Raw genomic sequence first — 15,383 nt, 5'->3', positions numbered from 1 at the left:
CTGGCGGTGCCCACGGTGAAGTTGTCCGGCCATTCGGAGCGGTCGGCGTGGGCCGAGGCCGCGACCAGCAGGGCGCCGGCCAGGGTGCCGGTGAGGATCCGTGAGGTTGCGTTGCGCATGGCGTGTCTCCTGTATGCGGTTGTGCTCTTGTCATTTGCCCGGGCTGTCGTGCCCCGGGGCTGCATGCCGTCGTCCCCCAGTATGGTCACCGGTTGCGGGATTTGCCGCGATCCAGGCCGGGGTGGCATCAACACCCATGACAAGGCAATGGCCATGCCATCTTGTTGAAATGTCAGGTATTTCATGTGGTTGTGATAATGTCATTCGACCTTGGTCGAGGCAACATTGGCGGGGCCGGGCCGGGATCTCGCACGGGGCAGCTGTAGCGGTGTGCGGATCTTCGCACAGCACCTCGCGCCGGGGGCGCCGTCAGGCGTCGGTGTCGTGCCCAACACCGGCGAAGTGGTCGAGACCCGCGGCGGCAATCAGAAGACCCTGAAGGCGTGGAAGGACGAGCACGGCGCTGAAACCGCGGAAGAGTGGCTGGTCAGGACTGAAGCCTGAACTCAAGGAAGGATGAACCCAGCGCGGCAAGGCTGCGCTGGGTCATGGTATGGGGGGAAAGGAGGTTTCAATTGAATGGCTGCCTTCGGCCCAGGCTGTGTGAAAACTACTCGGCTCTCCTGAAGATGGTGCTTGTACGCGAAATCTGGAGAGAATTTTCCTTGCAACTGCCTCAGAATGCGCGAGAGAGCACCATTCCTGATCAATTTTTGACCGACCCGAGACGCTCCAAGCGTTTTCACACAGCCTCGGCCAGAAGCTGACGTTCAGCATATTCTTACCTGAATCCGTGAAACCGGCGCCCTGGAAGCCTTCTAACCCACTGACCTACATGGCAATATAGCTGGAATTACCGTTCACCCAGACCGCCCCATGCCTAACATCAAATTCCGCGCCAGTCGCCGCACCCTCACCAGCCATGCCGGGCTGTCGATCATCGGTCAGTGTTTCGAGATCGCCGGCGTCGATAGCATCGACGGCCGCTTCCCTACCACGCTGGGCATGCGCACCAGCGACGTGGTCAAGAGCTACCTGGGCCTGCTGTGCCTGGGCATGAGCGACTATGACGCCATCGAGAACTTCCGCCGCGACAAGCCCTTCCAGCAACTGCTGACCCTGCAGAAGGTGCCGAGCACCGCGACGTTGAGCCCGATGGCCAACTCCTGCTGGCTCCGGACTATGAGTTGGAAGGCTGGTGGACCAGCCTGGATGAGCCCCCTGAGGCGGTCATCCAGCACTACCAGGCTCATGCGACCCATGAGCAGTTCCACAGCGAAATCAAGACCGATCTCGACCTGGAGCGCTTGCCGTCGGGCAAGTTCGCCACCAACGACCTGATCCTGCACCTGGCGCAGTTGGCCTACAACATCCTCCGGCTGATGGGGCAGCTGGGCATGACCGGCGAGCTGAGTCCGGTCCGCCATCCGGCCAATCGGCGCCGGCTACGCACGGTGCTGCAAGAACTCGTTCATCGTGCCGCTCTGGTTATCCACAAGGCGAGGCAGATCATTCTCGACTTCGGCCAGGACATCGGATGCATGACGGTGCTGAACACCCTGCGGACCCGACTGCGTTACCCGCGAGGTTCGCCATGTTGACCGCCTCCCGGAGACTACCCCCAGGCAGTGCGCGAGTGGCGACTACCGGCCGCCGCCCTAGCCGTGCCCGGCAGAAGGAAAAGCGGGAAAAATCGAGTCATCTGGACCGATCGGCACGGGAATTTTTGGAGATATCGGACCAGCGCATCCATCGATATGCGGTCCGAGTGCTCAAAAAATGCTCGTTGGGGGGGATAGGAAGAGTGTCTGCGGCAGCATCACGGATTCAGGTCCTATAAAGGAAGCTGACTTTATGAAAAAGTCTGTCGATCTTTCCACGCCAGGATCGTCTGGACTTATCGTTTTGGTGTTCACATCCACCATTGTCTTATCAATGAAAACCGCCTTGCCCTTGTTAATTACATGAATTCCCTCCAATAGATAGGAATAGCTATAGTCTAGTGAATCTAGCCCGCCAGGTGTAGCCGTCCATGACTTTTCAACCTGTCTCATTCATGGGAGAGAACTATTCATCTATCGGGAGACCTGTCCCCTGTGTCGCATTTTAGATATCACAAAGCATGGCCTGAAAGGCGTTGGCTTCCAGGGGACGAGAGAGAAGAAGCCCCTGGATTCGGTCACAGGCATGCGCCTGCAGCCAGGCCAACTGCTCTTGGCTCTCGACGCCCTCGGCCACGGTCCTCAGCCCGAATGCCTGGGCCATGGCGAGGCTGGCCCGGCCGATGGCCTCGTCGTGCTCGTTGTCGCCCAGGCCGTCCACGAAGGATTTATCGATCTTGAGCTCGGCCAGGGGAAGCCGCTTGAGGTTGACCAGCGAGGAGTAGCCCGTCCCAAAATCGTCAATGGCCAGTTCGATTCCCTTCGCGTGAAGCCGCTGGATTTCCTGGCTGACGATATCGGAGTGCTCGGTGAGCGTGCTCTCGGTGAGTTCGACCTGAAGCTGGTCCGCCGTAACCCCGTGCCGGGCCATGGACCTGAACAGCTCCGAGGTGAATTGCCCCCCTCGAAAGTCCTTGGGCGAGACATTGAAGGAGATGGGGGGCGGAACGAGTCCGGCGGCCCGCCAGGCGCCCACCTGCTCGCACAGGAGCGCCACCACCCGCTGGCCCAGCTCCGTAATCAGGTCGGTTCTCTCGGCGATCGGGATGAACCGCACCGGGCTGATCTCCCCCTTCTCGGGATCCTCCCAGCGCAGCAGGGCCTCGGCCCCCACGAGTCGATCGGGGTCACTCGCGTCGAACTGGGGCTGATACACCAGGCGCAGCTCTTCGTGGCTGAGGGCCCGGCGCAACGCCTCCCCGAGCGCTCGGTCCTCTAGGAGGCGCTCCTGCAGCCCCGATTCATATAACCGCAGCCGATTACGACCACTCTCCTTGGCGAGACACATGGCCATGTCGGCGGCTTGGCACAGGGTGTCCACGTCATCGCCGTCCCCTGGGTACAAGGCCAGGCCGGCGCTGGCGGTGCAGTGCAGGTGTCTGCCTCGGACCTCGAAAGTGCCGGCGAGGCGATCCACCAGGTGCTGGGCGATTAACCCAGTCTTTCGGACATCACAGTCGGTGAATACCACCGTGAATTCGTCACCGCCTATTCGCGCAACCGTGTCCACATCTCGCAGCCACTCCCGAAGCTGGGCGGCCACTTGTACCAGCAGTGCATCTCCCATCTCGTGGCCGAGGGTGTCATTGATGTCCTTGAAATGGTCCAGATCCAGGAACATAAGGGCCATCTGACTTCCGTTGCGACGGGCCTGGGCAAGGGCCTGGTGGGCTCGGTCCTGGAACAGGCTGCGGTTGGGCAGTCCGGTCAAAACATCGTGGCTAGCGAGGTACTCGATCTTGCGCTGAGAGGCCTTGATTTGACTGATATCCGAGAAGACAGCCACTAAATTTCGGGGCTTCTCCTGGTCGTCGTCGAGGCGATTGAGGGTCAGCCATGCCGGGAATTCCTCGCCGCTCTTGCGGCGGTCCCATATCTCCCCCTGCCAGAAGCCCCGCTTGTTGAGATTCTCCCAAATCTCTTTGTATGAGGCTTGGCCGTGGTGATCCGTTTTGACCAGGCTGTTTAGGCTCGTTCCCAGCACATCGTTTTCAACATAACCGGTAATCCGGATGTAGGCCTTGTTGACGGACTGGATACGACCGGTAGGGTCCATCACTACGATGGCATCCCCGGCATCCTCATACACTCGGCCAGCGATTCGGAGTTGGTCCTCCACCCGTCGGCGTTCCGTGATATCCATCAGGGCACAGCGGAACCAAGCGGCACCAGAGTCCGTGGCGGGCTCCGCCACGCTCTCCATCCGCACTATGCGCGGGGCATTATCATCTACTGCCAGGGTCAGATCGACGGCCTGAGAGGTCTTCCTGGCGGCGAGTGCGCGGCGGTGGAGGTGAAGCGCATTCTGGGATTCGGCGGCCACAAAGGCGGACAGGTCATGGCCCACCAGATCGGTTCCCGGGGCGAGCAAGGAGTTGGCGGCCCGATTGGCCTCTTGGATGCGCCCTTTGGTATCCAGGAGGAGATAGCCCATCGGAGCTCTCTCGAACAGGTCGCGATAGCGGGTCTGAGCGATTTCCCGGGCGATTTCCAACCGGTCTCGCGCCTGTTGCAGCTCCTCGTTCTGGATTCGCAGCTCTTCCTGGTGCAGCTCCAGCTCGGATACCAGGGACTGGGTATACTCAACGGTACAACTGGAAACATCCGTCAAGCCTTGACGCAGGCGACGGCGAGCCATTTCTCGCAGGCCCCTCGGTGAAAGAGGCTGCGAATCGTTACTGTCCATATTCGGAACTCCTTTCGACGCGTTCCTAGGGCTCAGGCGCCGACCTTTGTCTGTCCATGGCGAGCAGGATCATTGCCGTGCCCTCTTCTAACTCTAGGCGGCGGGCGTTCAACCACAAGTGAGCCGGCTCCGGATCCCCGACAGCCACGCTCAGCTCGAAATCGCGGAAAGCCTGCTGTCGCGGCAAGACCTCTAGGAGGCAGGCCCTCAATTCCGGATTATCCCACTGCCCATCGGCCAGGTCGAACAGACTGTTGCCCTCCACCGCCTCCGGGGTCAAGGGAAAGGTGCGATAGAAGCCATCGTTGGCAGACACCACCCGCAGATCAGAGTCGAGCACCAGCAGTGGCTCGCGAACGGTGTCCACGACCGCCCGGAAAAACGCCTCACCACGCGCCACGCCTTGGGCGACCTGTATGTCCTGGAAGGTGCAGACTACCCCCCGGATAACATTCCGTGTGCTGCGGTAGGGCTGGATGCGCAGCAGATACCAGTGGCCGCTTTGCGTCTGCACTTTCACCTCTTTGGGGACCAGGGTGTCCAGAACCGCCTCGGCGTCCGCCAGGAGAGTGTCGTAGCGCAACCTGGTGGTCAGCTCACTCAGCGGCCGGCCAATGTCGGTCGGGCGCACGGCAATCAGAACCTGCACAGCCGGGGTGAACCGTTTGATATTAAGGGCCTCGTCGAGAAAGAGGGTGGCGAGGTGGGAACTGTCCAGGAGATTCTTGAGGTCATCATTGACCTCGGTGAGATTATCGACGCGATTTCGTAACTCCGCGTTGACGCTGCGCAGCTCCTGGTTGAGGGATTCGACTTCCTCCTTGGCGGCTTCCAGCTCCTCGTTGCTGCTCTGGTGCTCCTCGTTCATGGACTGGTGCTCTTCGTTCATGGACTGGAGCTCTTCGTTCATTGACTGGAGCTCCTCGTTGGCAGCACGCATCTCTTCCACCGCCACTTGCTTGTCTTGACGCAGTGCCTCCAGCTCACGCTTCAGACGAGCCTCGGTATCGCCGTTGTCGCTGACTGTGCCCTCAATATTGATGGCTGGGTCGCGTGCCTCGACGGACCCGCTCGCCGGGCCTGCATCGGGGACCGGATGAAAGGCCACCAGATAGAATCCTACTAGGGCGGTGGGCATCCGAATCCGTTGGACCTCCAGTCGAACCGGTTCGGTATCGCCATTGGTCTGGACCTGAACCTCCCGGCTGACGTGATCGGCATCACCACCCGACGCCCTCTGCAACGCCTGACTCAGCGGCGCTCGCAGCCCCGGGCGTGCCATCTCCAGCAGCCGATTTCGGGTGGGACCGCTGGCGGGCTCCAGGAATTTGCCGATTCGCCCGTGGACGTACACTACCTCCCCGCGGTCGTTGACGACCACCGCCGGCGGAGCAAACTGCAGCGCGATAAGGCGTTCCACGCTGTGGGAGAGGCTGTCAACGGACCCCACTGCCGGACTCTCGGTGAGCGCCTCGTAGGGCAGTCGGCGGAAACGGCTGGGGCCCGGCATCACCGGCAAACGGGTTGCCAAGGAGCCCTCGGCCACCCGGTAGATCCGGGCCTCCTTGTCCACCACGGAGAAGGCCTCGCTCTGGTGGTCCATGCTCTCTGAGGGTCCCAGCAGCAGCAGCCCGTGACTGCGCAGGGCGTAGCGGAATACACCCAGGAGGCGCTCCTGACGATCCCGTTCTAGATAGATCAGAAGGTTGCGACAGGTAACGAGGTCCATGCCGGTGAATGGCGGGTCCTGAAGGGCGTTGTGCTCGGCGAATACCACCATGTCCCGCACCTCCTCCCGGCTGATCCGGTAGGTGTCGTTTTCGGCAGAGAAATACCGCCGCAGGTACGACTCGGGCAGATCCTGGGCGATGCCGGCCGGATAGCGCCCCTTTCGGGCCGCTTCGATGGCCGCCTGATCCACATCGGTGGCGAAGATCCTGACCTCCGGAACCTGCTCCCAGTCAATCAGGCATTCCCGGATGAGGATGGCCAGGGTGAAGGCCTCCTCGCCGGTGGCACAGCCCGCTACCCAGGCTCGGAACTCCTGTCCCGTCCGGGCCGCCTGTTGCAGCATCGCCGGCAACAGCGTCTTACCTAGCGCGGTCCAGACCGGGGGGTCCCGGAAGAAGTTAGTGACACTGATTAGGAACTCCTGGAACAGGAGGTTGACCTCCTCGGGATGGGATTGCAGGTAGTCCAGGTACGCCTGAGGATCGGGAATTTGCCGCAGGTCCATGCGCCGCTCCAGGCGCCGAGTCAGCGTGCTGGCCTTGTAACCCGAAAAATCGTGACCGGTACAATGCCTCACCCGGCTCAGGATCTGGCTCATGAGACCTGGTGGGATCGCCGGCTGATGGCCTGACAGAGCTGCCTGGCGATGGACTTGCGAGCGGAGATAGCCGGTCAAGGTGGCCGGCATATCCGCCGGAGGCAGCACGTAGTCCACCTGGCCGGTCGCGATGGCATTAGCAGGCATATCCCCAAACTCGGCGGTATCCGGGTCCTGGGCCATGACCATACCGGACAGGGACTTGACGACCTGAATTCCTAAGGTGCCATCGCTGCCCGTTCCGGACAGGACAATCGCGAGGGCCCGATGTCCCGCCTCCTCCGCCAGGGAGCGAAAAAAAGCGTCGATGGAATGAGGCGGGCCGGACCGCCGCACCGCCACCGGCAGGTGGGTCACCGGATGTTCCTGAGGCTTCCGAGACCGGACCAGTTGACCCCGGTAAAAGATCCAGCCGTCATCCGGCAGCGCTACATAGACCCGGTTCGGCAAGAGGGGTTCTCCCTCCGCGACCATCTGGACGGGCATGGCCGTTTGTGGACCGAGGATTTCAGGCAAAAGGCTGCGCTCGCCACTGGGATGGTGGGTGACGATGACATACGCGGCTCCCGTGTCGGCAGGCAGATTGGCCAGGAAGGATCTAAGGGGCTGGAGAGATCCGGCTGACCCCCCGATACCGACGACCGGTAAGGCGTCCGCGGGGGAATGAGTGTTCGATGGCGGCATGGGCTGATCTCGGACGAAGGGGTTTTAGTCTCTCATCTCCTCACAGTTTATCTTATCCCGTCTCATTCACGGGATCGTCTTTCGCCCATGGCAAGCAGGCCTCTTGAGTCGCGCTCTGTCTGGAAGATCCTGATTCTAAAAGAGAACCTACTGACCATCTTCTTTTCCGCATCAGCCCGGTGAATTAGGCGGGTTCAATCGAGTTGACAATGTTTTCACCATACATGTTCCTGAATCCGTGAAACCGGCGCCCTGGAAGCCTTCTACGGTGGGGCTCGCTTCGTCCATGAGGCCTGCCGAGCCACTGGAGTCTACTCCTCATTGCCCCGCGGCTTTAGCTCGGCGGGCTCCAGGCGCTGCGGATGACCATCGGGGCGAAAGAGTAACGACCTCGTCAACAGGGCCTGTCTCTGATTAGATACGCCTTTGGTGACATTCGTCCCTGACGACATACATCCCCATCGACACCCCGGAGCCCGCTCATGTCTCGCGCTATCGACATTCCTGCCGCCGACGGCACCATCGACGCCCATGTCTTCACGCCCGGGGGCGCCGATGGCCCACTGCCAGCCGTGGTGCTGTTCACCGATATCGGCGGCCTGCGCCCCTGCTATCACGAGAAGGCTCAGCAGATAGCAGACAACGGCTATGCCGTGTTGATGCCCAACGTCTATTACCGCAATGCGAGCGGCCCCGTCGTGCCGGAGGGCAAGTCCTTCCGCGATCCGGATGTGCGTCCGACGCTGTTCGAGTATGCCGGCCACCTGACGCCCGAAGCGCAATCCCGAGATTTCGCCGCCCTCCTCGACTGCATCGATGGCGAGGCCGAGTTCGCGGATGGCAAGTTGGGCGTGGTCGGCTACTGCATGACTGGCGCCTTCGCGTTGCGCATGGCGGCCGAACACCCCGACCGCGTCGCCGCCGGCTTTCACTCGGCCCGGCTGGCGGACGCGGACGACCCGTACAGCCCAGTCCACGTGGTCGGCACCGTCGAGGGGCGTGTCTATCTCGGCCACGCCGACAAGGATGAGCTGCTGCCCCCCGAGCAGATCGCCCGCATGGATGAGGCGCTGGCCAAGGCTGGCGTGCACTTCACCACGGAGCTCTACAAGGGTGCAGCCCACGGCTTCACGGCCAAGGACGCCCCCGCCTACGACGCGACCGCCGACGCCCTGCATCACAAGCGGCTCGCCATGTTCCTGGAAGAGACGCTGTAACGGGACCTTCCCCGCTTTTCATCAGCGGTCCCGCTGTATGGGGCCGCGATGGCGGGGGCAAAACCCGCCTTTGAGGAAGGTAAATGGGAACCCGTCCCCGATTACCCAACTTATACCTTCTCTCGGCCAGAAGCGGTCTTTCAGCAAGTCATGATGTAACGGAAAGTATGAGGCGCGGCTGAGAAACAGCCGTCGCGCCCCATGCTGGAGTTAGGCGTCTTGTTCTTGTTGCACCCCGAAGTTGGACTCACTCCTTTCCTTCCGACCGGCCGGACGGCTTGCCAGTGAAAACCGCCAACTGAGCGTCAAAAGCACGCATAAAGGCCGGCCGCGCTTCGCCGCGGGCGACATAGGCGCAGAGGTTCGGATAGTCCTCAATCAAACTCGATCCGTTCAGTCTTCGCAGCACCTGCACCATTAGGAGGTCTCCAGCGCTAAATGCATCGTCGAGCCAGTCAGCGCCCCCAAGTCGATTAGATAGCTCGTCCAGCCGGCCATGGATGCGATCCTCGAGGATAGGTAGACGCTGCTCATACCAAGCCTCGTCGTATTCCAAGTACCTGGCGATTTCACGCTGAACGATCGGTGGCTCCACCGTGCTGAGCGCAGCGAACATCCACGTAATCGCGCGCGCCCGGGCATTCGCATCATGTGGCAGGAGGCCTGGATGGCGCTCGGCGATATGGAACACGATCGCACCCGACTCGAACAAGGCGAGGTCGCCTTCTTCATAGGTCGGTATTTGTCCGAAAGGATGAAGCGCACGATGAGTGGCTTCCTTCATTGCACTAAATGAAACCAGACGAACGTCATAAGGCTGGCCGACTTCCTCAAGAGCCCAGCGCACGGGCATGTCACGTGCCAGCCCCTGGCCGCGATCAGGCGACTGTTCAAAGGCGGTGATGGTCGGTATCATTCGAAAACTCCAGTTGCGCACATTGCTGCTGCCTTCATTAGTCGAATGCCGCAATACAAAATCGACAACTCCCACAGATAGCCAGCTGTGAGCCTAACGCTTGAGTTAAGCCGCGCCGCGAAGTGGCATCGGCTTGAACGCATTGTCTAGAGTTTTCTCGTTCTACGATGGGCAAAGACGACTCGGAGACGAGATCGACCTCAACCTCGACGCGCCGCCTCAATCGCCGCGATGTCGATCTTTGTCATCTGCATCATCGCATCGAATGCGCGCTTGGCGGCAGCCGGATCGGGATCGGTGATCGCTTCAGTCAGGGCGATCGGCGTGATCTGCCAGGACAGTCCCCATTTGTCCTTGCACCAGCCGCACGCGCTCTCCTGGCCACCGTTGGCCACGATTGCATCCCAGTAGCGATCCGTTTCGGCTTGGTCAGCGGTTGCGACTTGAAACGAGAACGCTTCGTTGTGCTTGAACGCGGGGCCGCCGTTGAGCCCCAAGCACGGAATCCCCATCACGGTGAACCAGACAGTCAACACGTCCCCTTGCTTCCCCGACGGAAAGTCTCCCGGGGCGCGGTGCGTGGTGCCGACGGACGAATTGGGGAAGGTCTTGGCGTAAAACCGCGCCGCCTCCTCGGCGTCGCCATCGTACCAAAGGCAAATCGTGTTCTTCGCGGGTTTTACCATATCACTCCTCCATTGAGATGAGCTGCCCGACACCGGGCCTGCAACGCCGAACTGTTCAGCATTTATTCGCCGTGCGGAGCATGGCGGATAAATGCCTGTTGGACCAAGCCGCCCATCAGGCTGCTATACAGCTTCTATAGGGTATTGTATTTGCCGGAGTGCGGCCTGAAGCATCAGGTCGCGTGCGCACGGATCTGTGGTGACGCGTTCGGGCGGCAGTGATGTGGGTCATGATCCCAGTCTCCTCCGGGCCCAATTTACCCCAACGTAGCGCGCCTGCTGGTCAAAATCCATCGCCGGGACGATCGCCGCCGCGGCCCGCGACCGGGCCGGATAGCCGAGTCCGTTGTGTTGGTATGGCGTTACATCATGCTCGATAGCGTTGCGCCCTGTGGTTGGGTGGTGGCACACGCGTTGGCGCTGGCGATCGAGGCCGGCCGGGTTGAGAAAGCGGGCTAGGGCCTGTTGGAGGGTGGCGGGCTCAGTCATGGGCCACCTCCAGGGCGGCCACCAGGTCGATATGCCCCTGACTCGCCCCCTGCTGGCCCGGCAGCCAGTGCATGTAGCGCATCGTCGACTGGACGCTGCGGTGGCCCAGCAGCCGTTGGAGCTGATGGACGGGCAGACCCTGTTCCAGGACATGCGTGGCGTAGGCATGGCGCAGGCTGTGGATGCCACCGATCCGCTCGACCCCGGCCTGGCAGCAGGGTCGCCGGTAGCAGGACCATTCGATCCTTCGCCCCCTTGCCCTGCGCCACACGGAGCTGGCCGCGCTGGCCGTCGATGTCCCTGACCCGCAGGTGGCAGACCTCGCTCACGCGCAGTCCGCAGCCGTAGCACCGTTCGAACATCATGCGATGCTTGGGGTTGTGGCATGCGGCCAGGATCCGCCGGACGTCGTCGCGAGTCAGCAGTTCCGGAATCCGCTGCGGTACCTTCGGCACCACCGGCGATACCTCAAATCCGCGGCGCGGCGGCAACGCCGCGTCCGACTGCATGCCCTCGTTAGGGGCCTTTACGTCAGGTAAATGTTTAAGATTCTTTGTCCCATTGAATGTTATTCTTCGTTCGGTCAAAGTGAGGAGCAAAAACTGAAAGAGCCGCAAAACTTTGCCCTTCCTTTAAAATTGGGCCGTGGAGTGTAGCCTTGGGAATGAACACAAGATCACCCTTTTTTACATTCTTTGTTTCTTCACCGACCTTAAAGTCCACATTGCCTTCAATAATGACGAGCAATTCATCATGGTCTTTTTGGGTGTGAAGTGCATTTCCGCTATCGCTGACCACGCCAACATTCGCTGTCAGATGCTCTCCGTCGAAAACAAAAGTTCTCTTAATGGGGTCGCTCTTCGTATATTCATCAGCCTCGAGGGATGCGACGATTTGATCCAGATTCTGAAAATACGTCATATTTAGTCACCTCATTGCTGCGTGTGTTGATTTATCAGCCCTAAGAGTGATTAGACTGCGCGTTCCATGATTGGCTTATCGTGCCGGCACATTCAAGTCAATAAACGCGCCTACCCAGACAATCGCAACCCACTGATTTATCATGCCATTAAGAACACCTCGGCAGCATTTTGCGGAACGGCCGCGCCGGGACGTCAGCCTCCTTTCACCCGATAAATCGGGCTCCTACAAAAACCAGTGCTACAACCAGAGCTGGGTCGTCTTGGACCAATCAATCGCGCAGAGAATCTGCGCTCCTACGAAAACCGTTGCACTGCCAAGCGCGGGCCGAAATTTCCGATCAGGCACGCTACCACCGGGAAGTATAGCTCACCGCCCCCCTTCCTGGCGGTCGCATGCCGCAGCGTCTCCATCGGGACAACATTGGAATCCGAGTTGAAACATTCATTAACACTCAGATTACTAAATGATGATTCGGCTTGCGTCGCCGAATCCGGAGAAAAAAAGTCGCAGGGGGCTGGCACCTTTGGCTGACCCGCCGCCCAGGGCTCGAAGGGCTCCTCGCCGTTGATGCGCTGGCGCACCCGCGAGGTCTCGTAGTAGATCAGCTTGCGGGCGTGGTTCTGGTTGGCGGGCCAGGGGTTGATGGTCAGCTCGCGGGCCAGGCGGTCGCGTTCCAGGGTGTCGAATGCCTGACGAGGTGCTGGCCGCAACCGAGCTGAACCAGCACGCTCAGATGAGTTCTGATCAGGGAAGCGCCTTGGCGATGCGATCATACTAGAAATGAGGGTCTCCTCATTCTCCACAGTCATTGACTCCGTGCCGGGTAAGCAGCGATGCAGGAGTACCAGGACCAGTGTCGGGCGATGGTGTCGTCTTCGCGTGGCCGCGGCATACCGCCGGCCACCGCCGGCGCTGTCATCGCGCTGGTGCTGGCGTTACTGTCGCCGCTGGCCGAGTCCGGGGAAAGCACCGACATCGTCTGGCACGCTGCCCTGGAGGTGGCCACCGGAGAGGCCCACAGGGGCCCCTGGCGCATGAACGCGTCGGATTTCCGCTACGTGGATGACGCTTCGGTAGCGTTGCACGAGGACGGCATGGCAGCGGTCGTCTGGGCCGACCAGGCGCAGCAGGAGGTGTTCTTGCAGCGCTACGACCGCGACGGCGAACCGCAACTCGATGCTCCGACCAACATATCGCGCAGCGCCGATACGTTCTCCTGGCTCCCGCGCGTGGTCTTGGCCGCCCACACACCGGACAGCGTTTACGTGCTCTGGCAGGAGATCATCTTCTCTGGTGGCACGCACGGCGGCGAGATCCTGTTCGCCCGTTCGCAAGACGGCGGCGCGACGTTCAGCGCGCCGATCAATCTCTCCAACACGCAGAACGGAGCAGGCAAGGGACGACTGACCACCCGGCGCTGGGACAACGGCAGCCTGGATCTGACGGAAGGGCCCGACGGGGAGGTCTGGGTGGCCTGGACGGAGTATGAAGGCAGGCTGCGGATCAGCCGTTCCAGCGATGGCGGCCGCACCTTCTCGGAGCCGAAGCATATCGCCGGTGGTGGCGACCTCCCCGCCCGCGCGCCGAGTATCGCCGTGGACGGCGACGGACGGGTACATCTGGCATGGACCGTCGGCGAGGACCCGGCAGCCGATATTCGCTACACGGTTTCCGACAGCCGGGGCGAGTCGTTCGAGGCGCCCCGTACCGTGGACGCGACCGGTGGACATGCGGACGCGCCGAAACTCGCGGTGGACGGCGACGGTATCGTGCACCTGGTGTACGCCGAAAGTCCGGACGGCCCCTGGCAACGGGCGCATATTCGCTACACGCGAGCACGCGCCGGCGAGCGCTTCCGCGCGCCGGAGGACATTTCCAGCGCGCATGCCGAACGGTTCGCCAGCGTCGGCTTTCCGTCGCTGGCGGTTTCAGGCGCTCACCTGTATGTGCTCTGGGAGTTGTTCCCCCGTCCGGGCCATCGGTCCCGAGGGCTCGGCTTGACGCGTTCAACGGATGGCGGTGAACACTTCGCTGCGGCGGAGATCGTGCCGCACAGCGGGGCGTCGGATCCGGGATTCAACGGCAGCCTGCAGGGGATGCTGATGCGCAAGCTTGCCGTGAGCGATGTCGGGGACATTGCCGTGGTGAACAGCACCTTCCGGCCAGGCGAGAGGAGTCTTGTGCGGTTGATTCGCGGACACCTCGAACGCTGACAGGATTCGACTGGCTCGAGCGCCGGAGTGTCTACCGGACTGGGAAAGCCCGGCGACTATCGATAGCGGGCGGCGGTGATGAACTGTGCAAACGACTCGCACCATACGATGACGGTGTTGTAACGCGCCGGATCCACCGATTCGGGCACGGCGACGAGGAAATTCTCGAAGGTCCTGACGTCGCCAACCCGCACCATGTGCTCCCTGAGACGCTCGAACTCTGCCCCGGTTTCGACGAACTCGGGCGAGAGGTACAGCTTGTAGTCTGGCCCCGGGGCGAGCTTGCCAACGAAGACGATGCTTTGGGGTCCAACCGATACGCGACCTTCCCCCCAGTGCAGCAGATCGCTGCCCTCGAGGTCACGCTGGAACTCCCCTGTGTATACGGCCTGCTGGCTAAGCGTCTCCAGCTCCTCCACCGATGGTGGCGGCGGCGCGATCAGGATGGGTAGCGTGTAGATACCAATGGCGAACCCCACCGCCCCAACCAGCACATGCGAAACCACGAGGAATAGAATTTTTTTCATCAGCAAAGCCCTCAAACACCGTCAGCAATACAGCACATCGCCTCGATGTAGGCCAGGTAGGCGGCGTGCATCTGGCCCATCCCTGATCTTGCGCAGGGCCAGCATGACGGTCTCGTTCTGGTCGATCAGTAGCAGGTACTTCACCTTTCCTCGATATTTCTGAGCACAGGCTTGATGTCGATGATCGGTGTCCCGTCGATTGCCTCCATGGGCGCAACCCTCAGCCTCTGCCCGGCGACCTCCAGGACCGCAACCCGATGCAGCCCCACGGGGTTGGGGCGATCCGGCGAGCGTGTCGCGAAGACGCCAATCAACGACGCCTCGCGCCTCCGGCGTGGATGCACCTTGAGCACATCGCGGCGCGCGCGGTGAAGCCAGGTCAGGACGATAAGCTCGTCGCCGGCCGTGATGCCGTCAAGTCCTTCCGCCACCGGAGCGATAAGCTCCAGCCACGCCTCCGGAGCCCCTTCATCTCCCTGGCGGGGCGCCTCCTTGCGACTGGTCAGCGGGGAACGTATCACCCCAATGGGTTCAAACGTGTAGCGGTTTTCGTTCATGTCCCGTCGCTGTTCAAGCGCCTCGCGACTTTCGTTGCCACGGTGGCTGAGATAGCACGGCGCCTCACCGCGCTCCTCCTCCCACATTAGCGGGCGTACGGATCACGTACCACGGCAATGCTGGATTGGCTGCCCCACCGCCCCACCACCCTGAACATCGAGGGAGAGAATTGCCGGCTTCGCTGATCTTGACACCAGCGCTGAACACCGGCCTTGTAATTCCATTAGGGCGGTTCGACGCTTCGGCGCTTGAGCGCCTGAGGAATGCAATCTTGTGGCTCATGAACCGGCAATCACAGGAGAAATTAAACTAATGCAGACAATTATAATAGTCGCAAATCGGCCAGAAGCGGTCCTTCATCATGTGCTGATATAATGCTTGAGTTAAGGGGCGCCGGGCGTGTACTCCGGATGAACGCGGGTCCGGTCTCGGC

General features: G+C 61.2%; 11 protein-coding genes and 3 pseudogenes. 4 read left to right on the top strand and 10 right to left on the bottom strand.

The features are described 5' to 3' along the window. Positions 1–447 precede the first annotated feature (447 nt). Positions 448–564 (top strand): annotated as a pseudogene (locus tag CR157_RS10515) (H-NS histone); the annotation flags it as partial. A 327-nt stretch (positions 565–891) separates the two neighbouring features. Here the strand turns inward: CR157_RS10515 and CR157_RS23030 are convergent. Continuing rightward, positions 892–1,170 carry a hypothetical protein gene (locus CR157_RS23030; RefSeq protein WP_110283505.1) on the bottom strand — a complete coding sequence of 93 codons (279 nt, stop codon included), beginning with the start codon at positions 1,168–1,170 and terminating at the stop codon, positions 892–894. 29 nt (positions 1,171–1,199) lie between these two features. Between CR157_RS23030 and CR157_RS23025 the strand changes: the two are divergent. Continuing rightward, positions 1,200–1,661: pseudogene (locus CR157_RS23025) on the top strand (transposase); the annotation flags it as partial. Between the two features lie 505 nt (positions 1,662–2,166). Here the strand turns inward: CR157_RS23025 and CR157_RS10500 are convergent. Together CR157_RS10500 and CR157_RS10495 are read right to left on the bottom strand one after the other, a co-directional pair. Further along, positions 2,167–4,407 (bottom strand): putative bifunctional diguanylate cyclase/phosphodiesterase, encoded by a 2,241-nt coding sequence (locus CR157_RS10500; protein WP_110283503.1) that lies wholly within the window; start codon positions 4,405–4,407, stop codon positions 2,167–2,169. A gap of 25 nt (positions 4,408–4,432) precedes the next feature. Further along, positions 4,433–7,420, bottom strand: coding sequence for a CheR family methyltransferase (locus CR157_RS10495; protein WP_110283502.1), 2,988 nt, complete (start codon positions 7,418–7,420; stop codon positions 4,433–4,435). A gap of 482 nt (positions 7,421–7,902) precedes the next feature. On the opposite strand from CR157_RS10495, the gene CR157_RS10490 reads away from it, so the two are divergent. Next, a complete protein-coding gene (locus CR157_RS10490) occupies positions 7,903–8,637 on the top strand; it encodes a dienelactone hydrolase family protein (RefSeq protein WP_110283501.1) in 735 nt (244 codons plus the stop codon). A gap of 247 nt (positions 8,638–8,884) precedes the next feature. Here CR157_RS10490 and CR157_RS10485 read toward each other — a convergent pair whose 3' ends face one another. From CR157_RS10485 to CR157_RS10460, 5 genes and pseudogenes are all read right to left on the bottom strand, one after another. Further along, a complete protein-coding gene (locus tag CR157_RS10485) occupies positions 8,885–9,553 on the bottom strand; it encodes a glutathione S-transferase family protein (RefSeq protein ID WP_110283500.1) in 669 nt (222 codons plus the stop codon). A 200-nt stretch (positions 9,554–9,753) separates the two neighbouring features. Beyond that, complete coding sequence (locus CR157_RS10480; RefSeq protein WP_110283499.1) at positions 9,754–10,239, bottom strand: VOC family protein; 486 nt, start codon at positions 10,237–10,239, stop codon at positions 9,754–9,756. 481 nt (positions 10,240–10,720) lie between these two features. Then, positions 10,721–11,090 (bottom strand): annotated as a pseudogene (locus tag CR157_RS23020) (tyrosine-type recombinase/integrase). 181 nt (positions 11,091–11,271) lie between these two features. Then, entirely contained in the window at positions 11,272–11,649 is a 378-nt protein-coding gene (locus tag CR157_RS10465) for a cupin domain-containing protein (RefSeq protein ID WP_110283497.1), read from the bottom strand. Positions 11,650–11,945: 296 nt separating this feature from the next. Beyond that, positions 11,946–12,425 (bottom strand): hypothetical protein, encoded by a 480-nt coding sequence (locus tag CR157_RS10460; RefSeq protein ID WP_146218671.1) that lies wholly within the window; start codon positions 12,423–12,425, stop codon positions 11,946–11,948. Positions 12,426–12,485: 60 nt separating this feature from the next. Here CR157_RS10460 and CR157_RS10455 point away from each other — a divergent pair, with 60 nt between their 5' ends. Then, a complete protein-coding gene (locus tag CR157_RS10455) occupies positions 12,486–13,865 on the top strand; it encodes a sialidase family protein (protein WP_110283495.1) in 1,380 nt (459 codons plus the stop codon). A gap of 56 nt (positions 13,866–13,921) precedes the next feature. Here the strand turns inward: CR157_RS10455 and CR157_RS10450 are convergent, their stop codons facing one another. Together CR157_RS10450 and tsaA are read right to left on the bottom strand one after the other, a co-directional pair. Further along, entirely contained in the window at positions 13,922–14,392 is a 471-nt protein-coding gene (locus tag CR157_RS10450) for a DM13 domain-containing protein (protein ID WP_110283494.1), read from the bottom strand. A 140-nt stretch (positions 14,393–14,532) separates the two neighbouring features. Next, the gene (gene tsaA / locus CR157_RS10445; RefSeq protein ID WP_110284001.1) at positions 14,533–14,949 is read right to left on the bottom strand and encodes a tRNA (N6-threonylcarbamoyladenosine(37)-N6)-methyltransferase TrmO; all 417 of its coding nucleotides are present in this window, start codon (positions 14,947–14,949) and stop codon (positions 14,533–14,535) included. Positions 14,950–15,383 lie beyond the last annotated feature (434 nt).

The sequence above is a fragment of the Halomonas sp. LBP4 genome (assembly GCF_003202205.1).
Taxonomy (GTDB): domain Bacteria; phylum Pseudomonadota; class Gammaproteobacteria; order Pseudomonadales; family Halomonadaceae; genus Halomonas; species Halomonas flagellata.
The sequence above is the reverse complement of the archived record's forward strand: the minus strand, read 5'-3'. Positions and strand labels throughout refer to the sequence as shown.

What these genes read in the sequence shown, in the direction of transcription:
- CR157_RS10500 (WP_110283503.1), bottom strand. Translation starts at nt 4,407, where the DNA reads ATGGACAGTAACGATTCGCAGCCTCTTTCACCGAGGGGCCTGCGAGAA.
- CR157_RS10495 (WP_110283502.1), bottom strand. Translation starts at nt 7,420, where the DNA reads ATGCCGCCATCGAACACTCATTCCCCCGCGGACGCCTTACCGGTCGTC.
- CR157_RS10490 (WP_110283501.1), top strand. Translation starts at nt 7,903, where the DNA reads ATGTCTCGCGCTATCGACATTCCTGCCGCCGACGGCACCATCGACGCC.
- CR157_RS10485 (WP_110283500.1), bottom strand. Translation starts at nt 9,553, where the DNA reads ATGATACCGACCATCACCGCCTTTGAACAGTCGCCTGATCGCGGCCAG.
- CR157_RS10480 (WP_110283499.1), bottom strand. Translation starts at nt 10,239, where the DNA reads ATGGTAAAACCCGCGAAGAACACGATTTGCCTTTGGTACGATGGCGAC.
- CR157_RS10465 (WP_110283497.1), bottom strand. Translation starts at nt 11,649, where the DNA reads ATGACGTATTTTCAGAATCTGGATCAAATCGTCGCATCCCTCGAGGCT.
- CR157_RS10460 (WP_146218671.1), bottom strand. Translation starts at nt 12,425, where the DNA reads ATGATCGCATCGCCAAGGCGCTTCCCTGATCAGAACTCATCTGAGCGT.
- CR157_RS10455 (WP_110283495.1), top strand. Translation starts at nt 12,486, where the DNA reads ATGCAGGAGTACCAGGACCAGTGTCGGGCGATGGTGTCGTCTTCGCGT.
- CR157_RS10450 (WP_110283494.1), bottom strand. Translation starts at nt 14,392, where the DNA reads ATGAAAAAAATTCTATTCCTCGTGGTTTCGCATGTGCTGGTTGGGGCG.
- tsaA (WP_110284001.1), bottom strand. Translation starts at nt 14,949, where the DNA reads ATGAACGAAAACCGCTACACGTTTGAACCCATTGGGGTGATACGTTCC.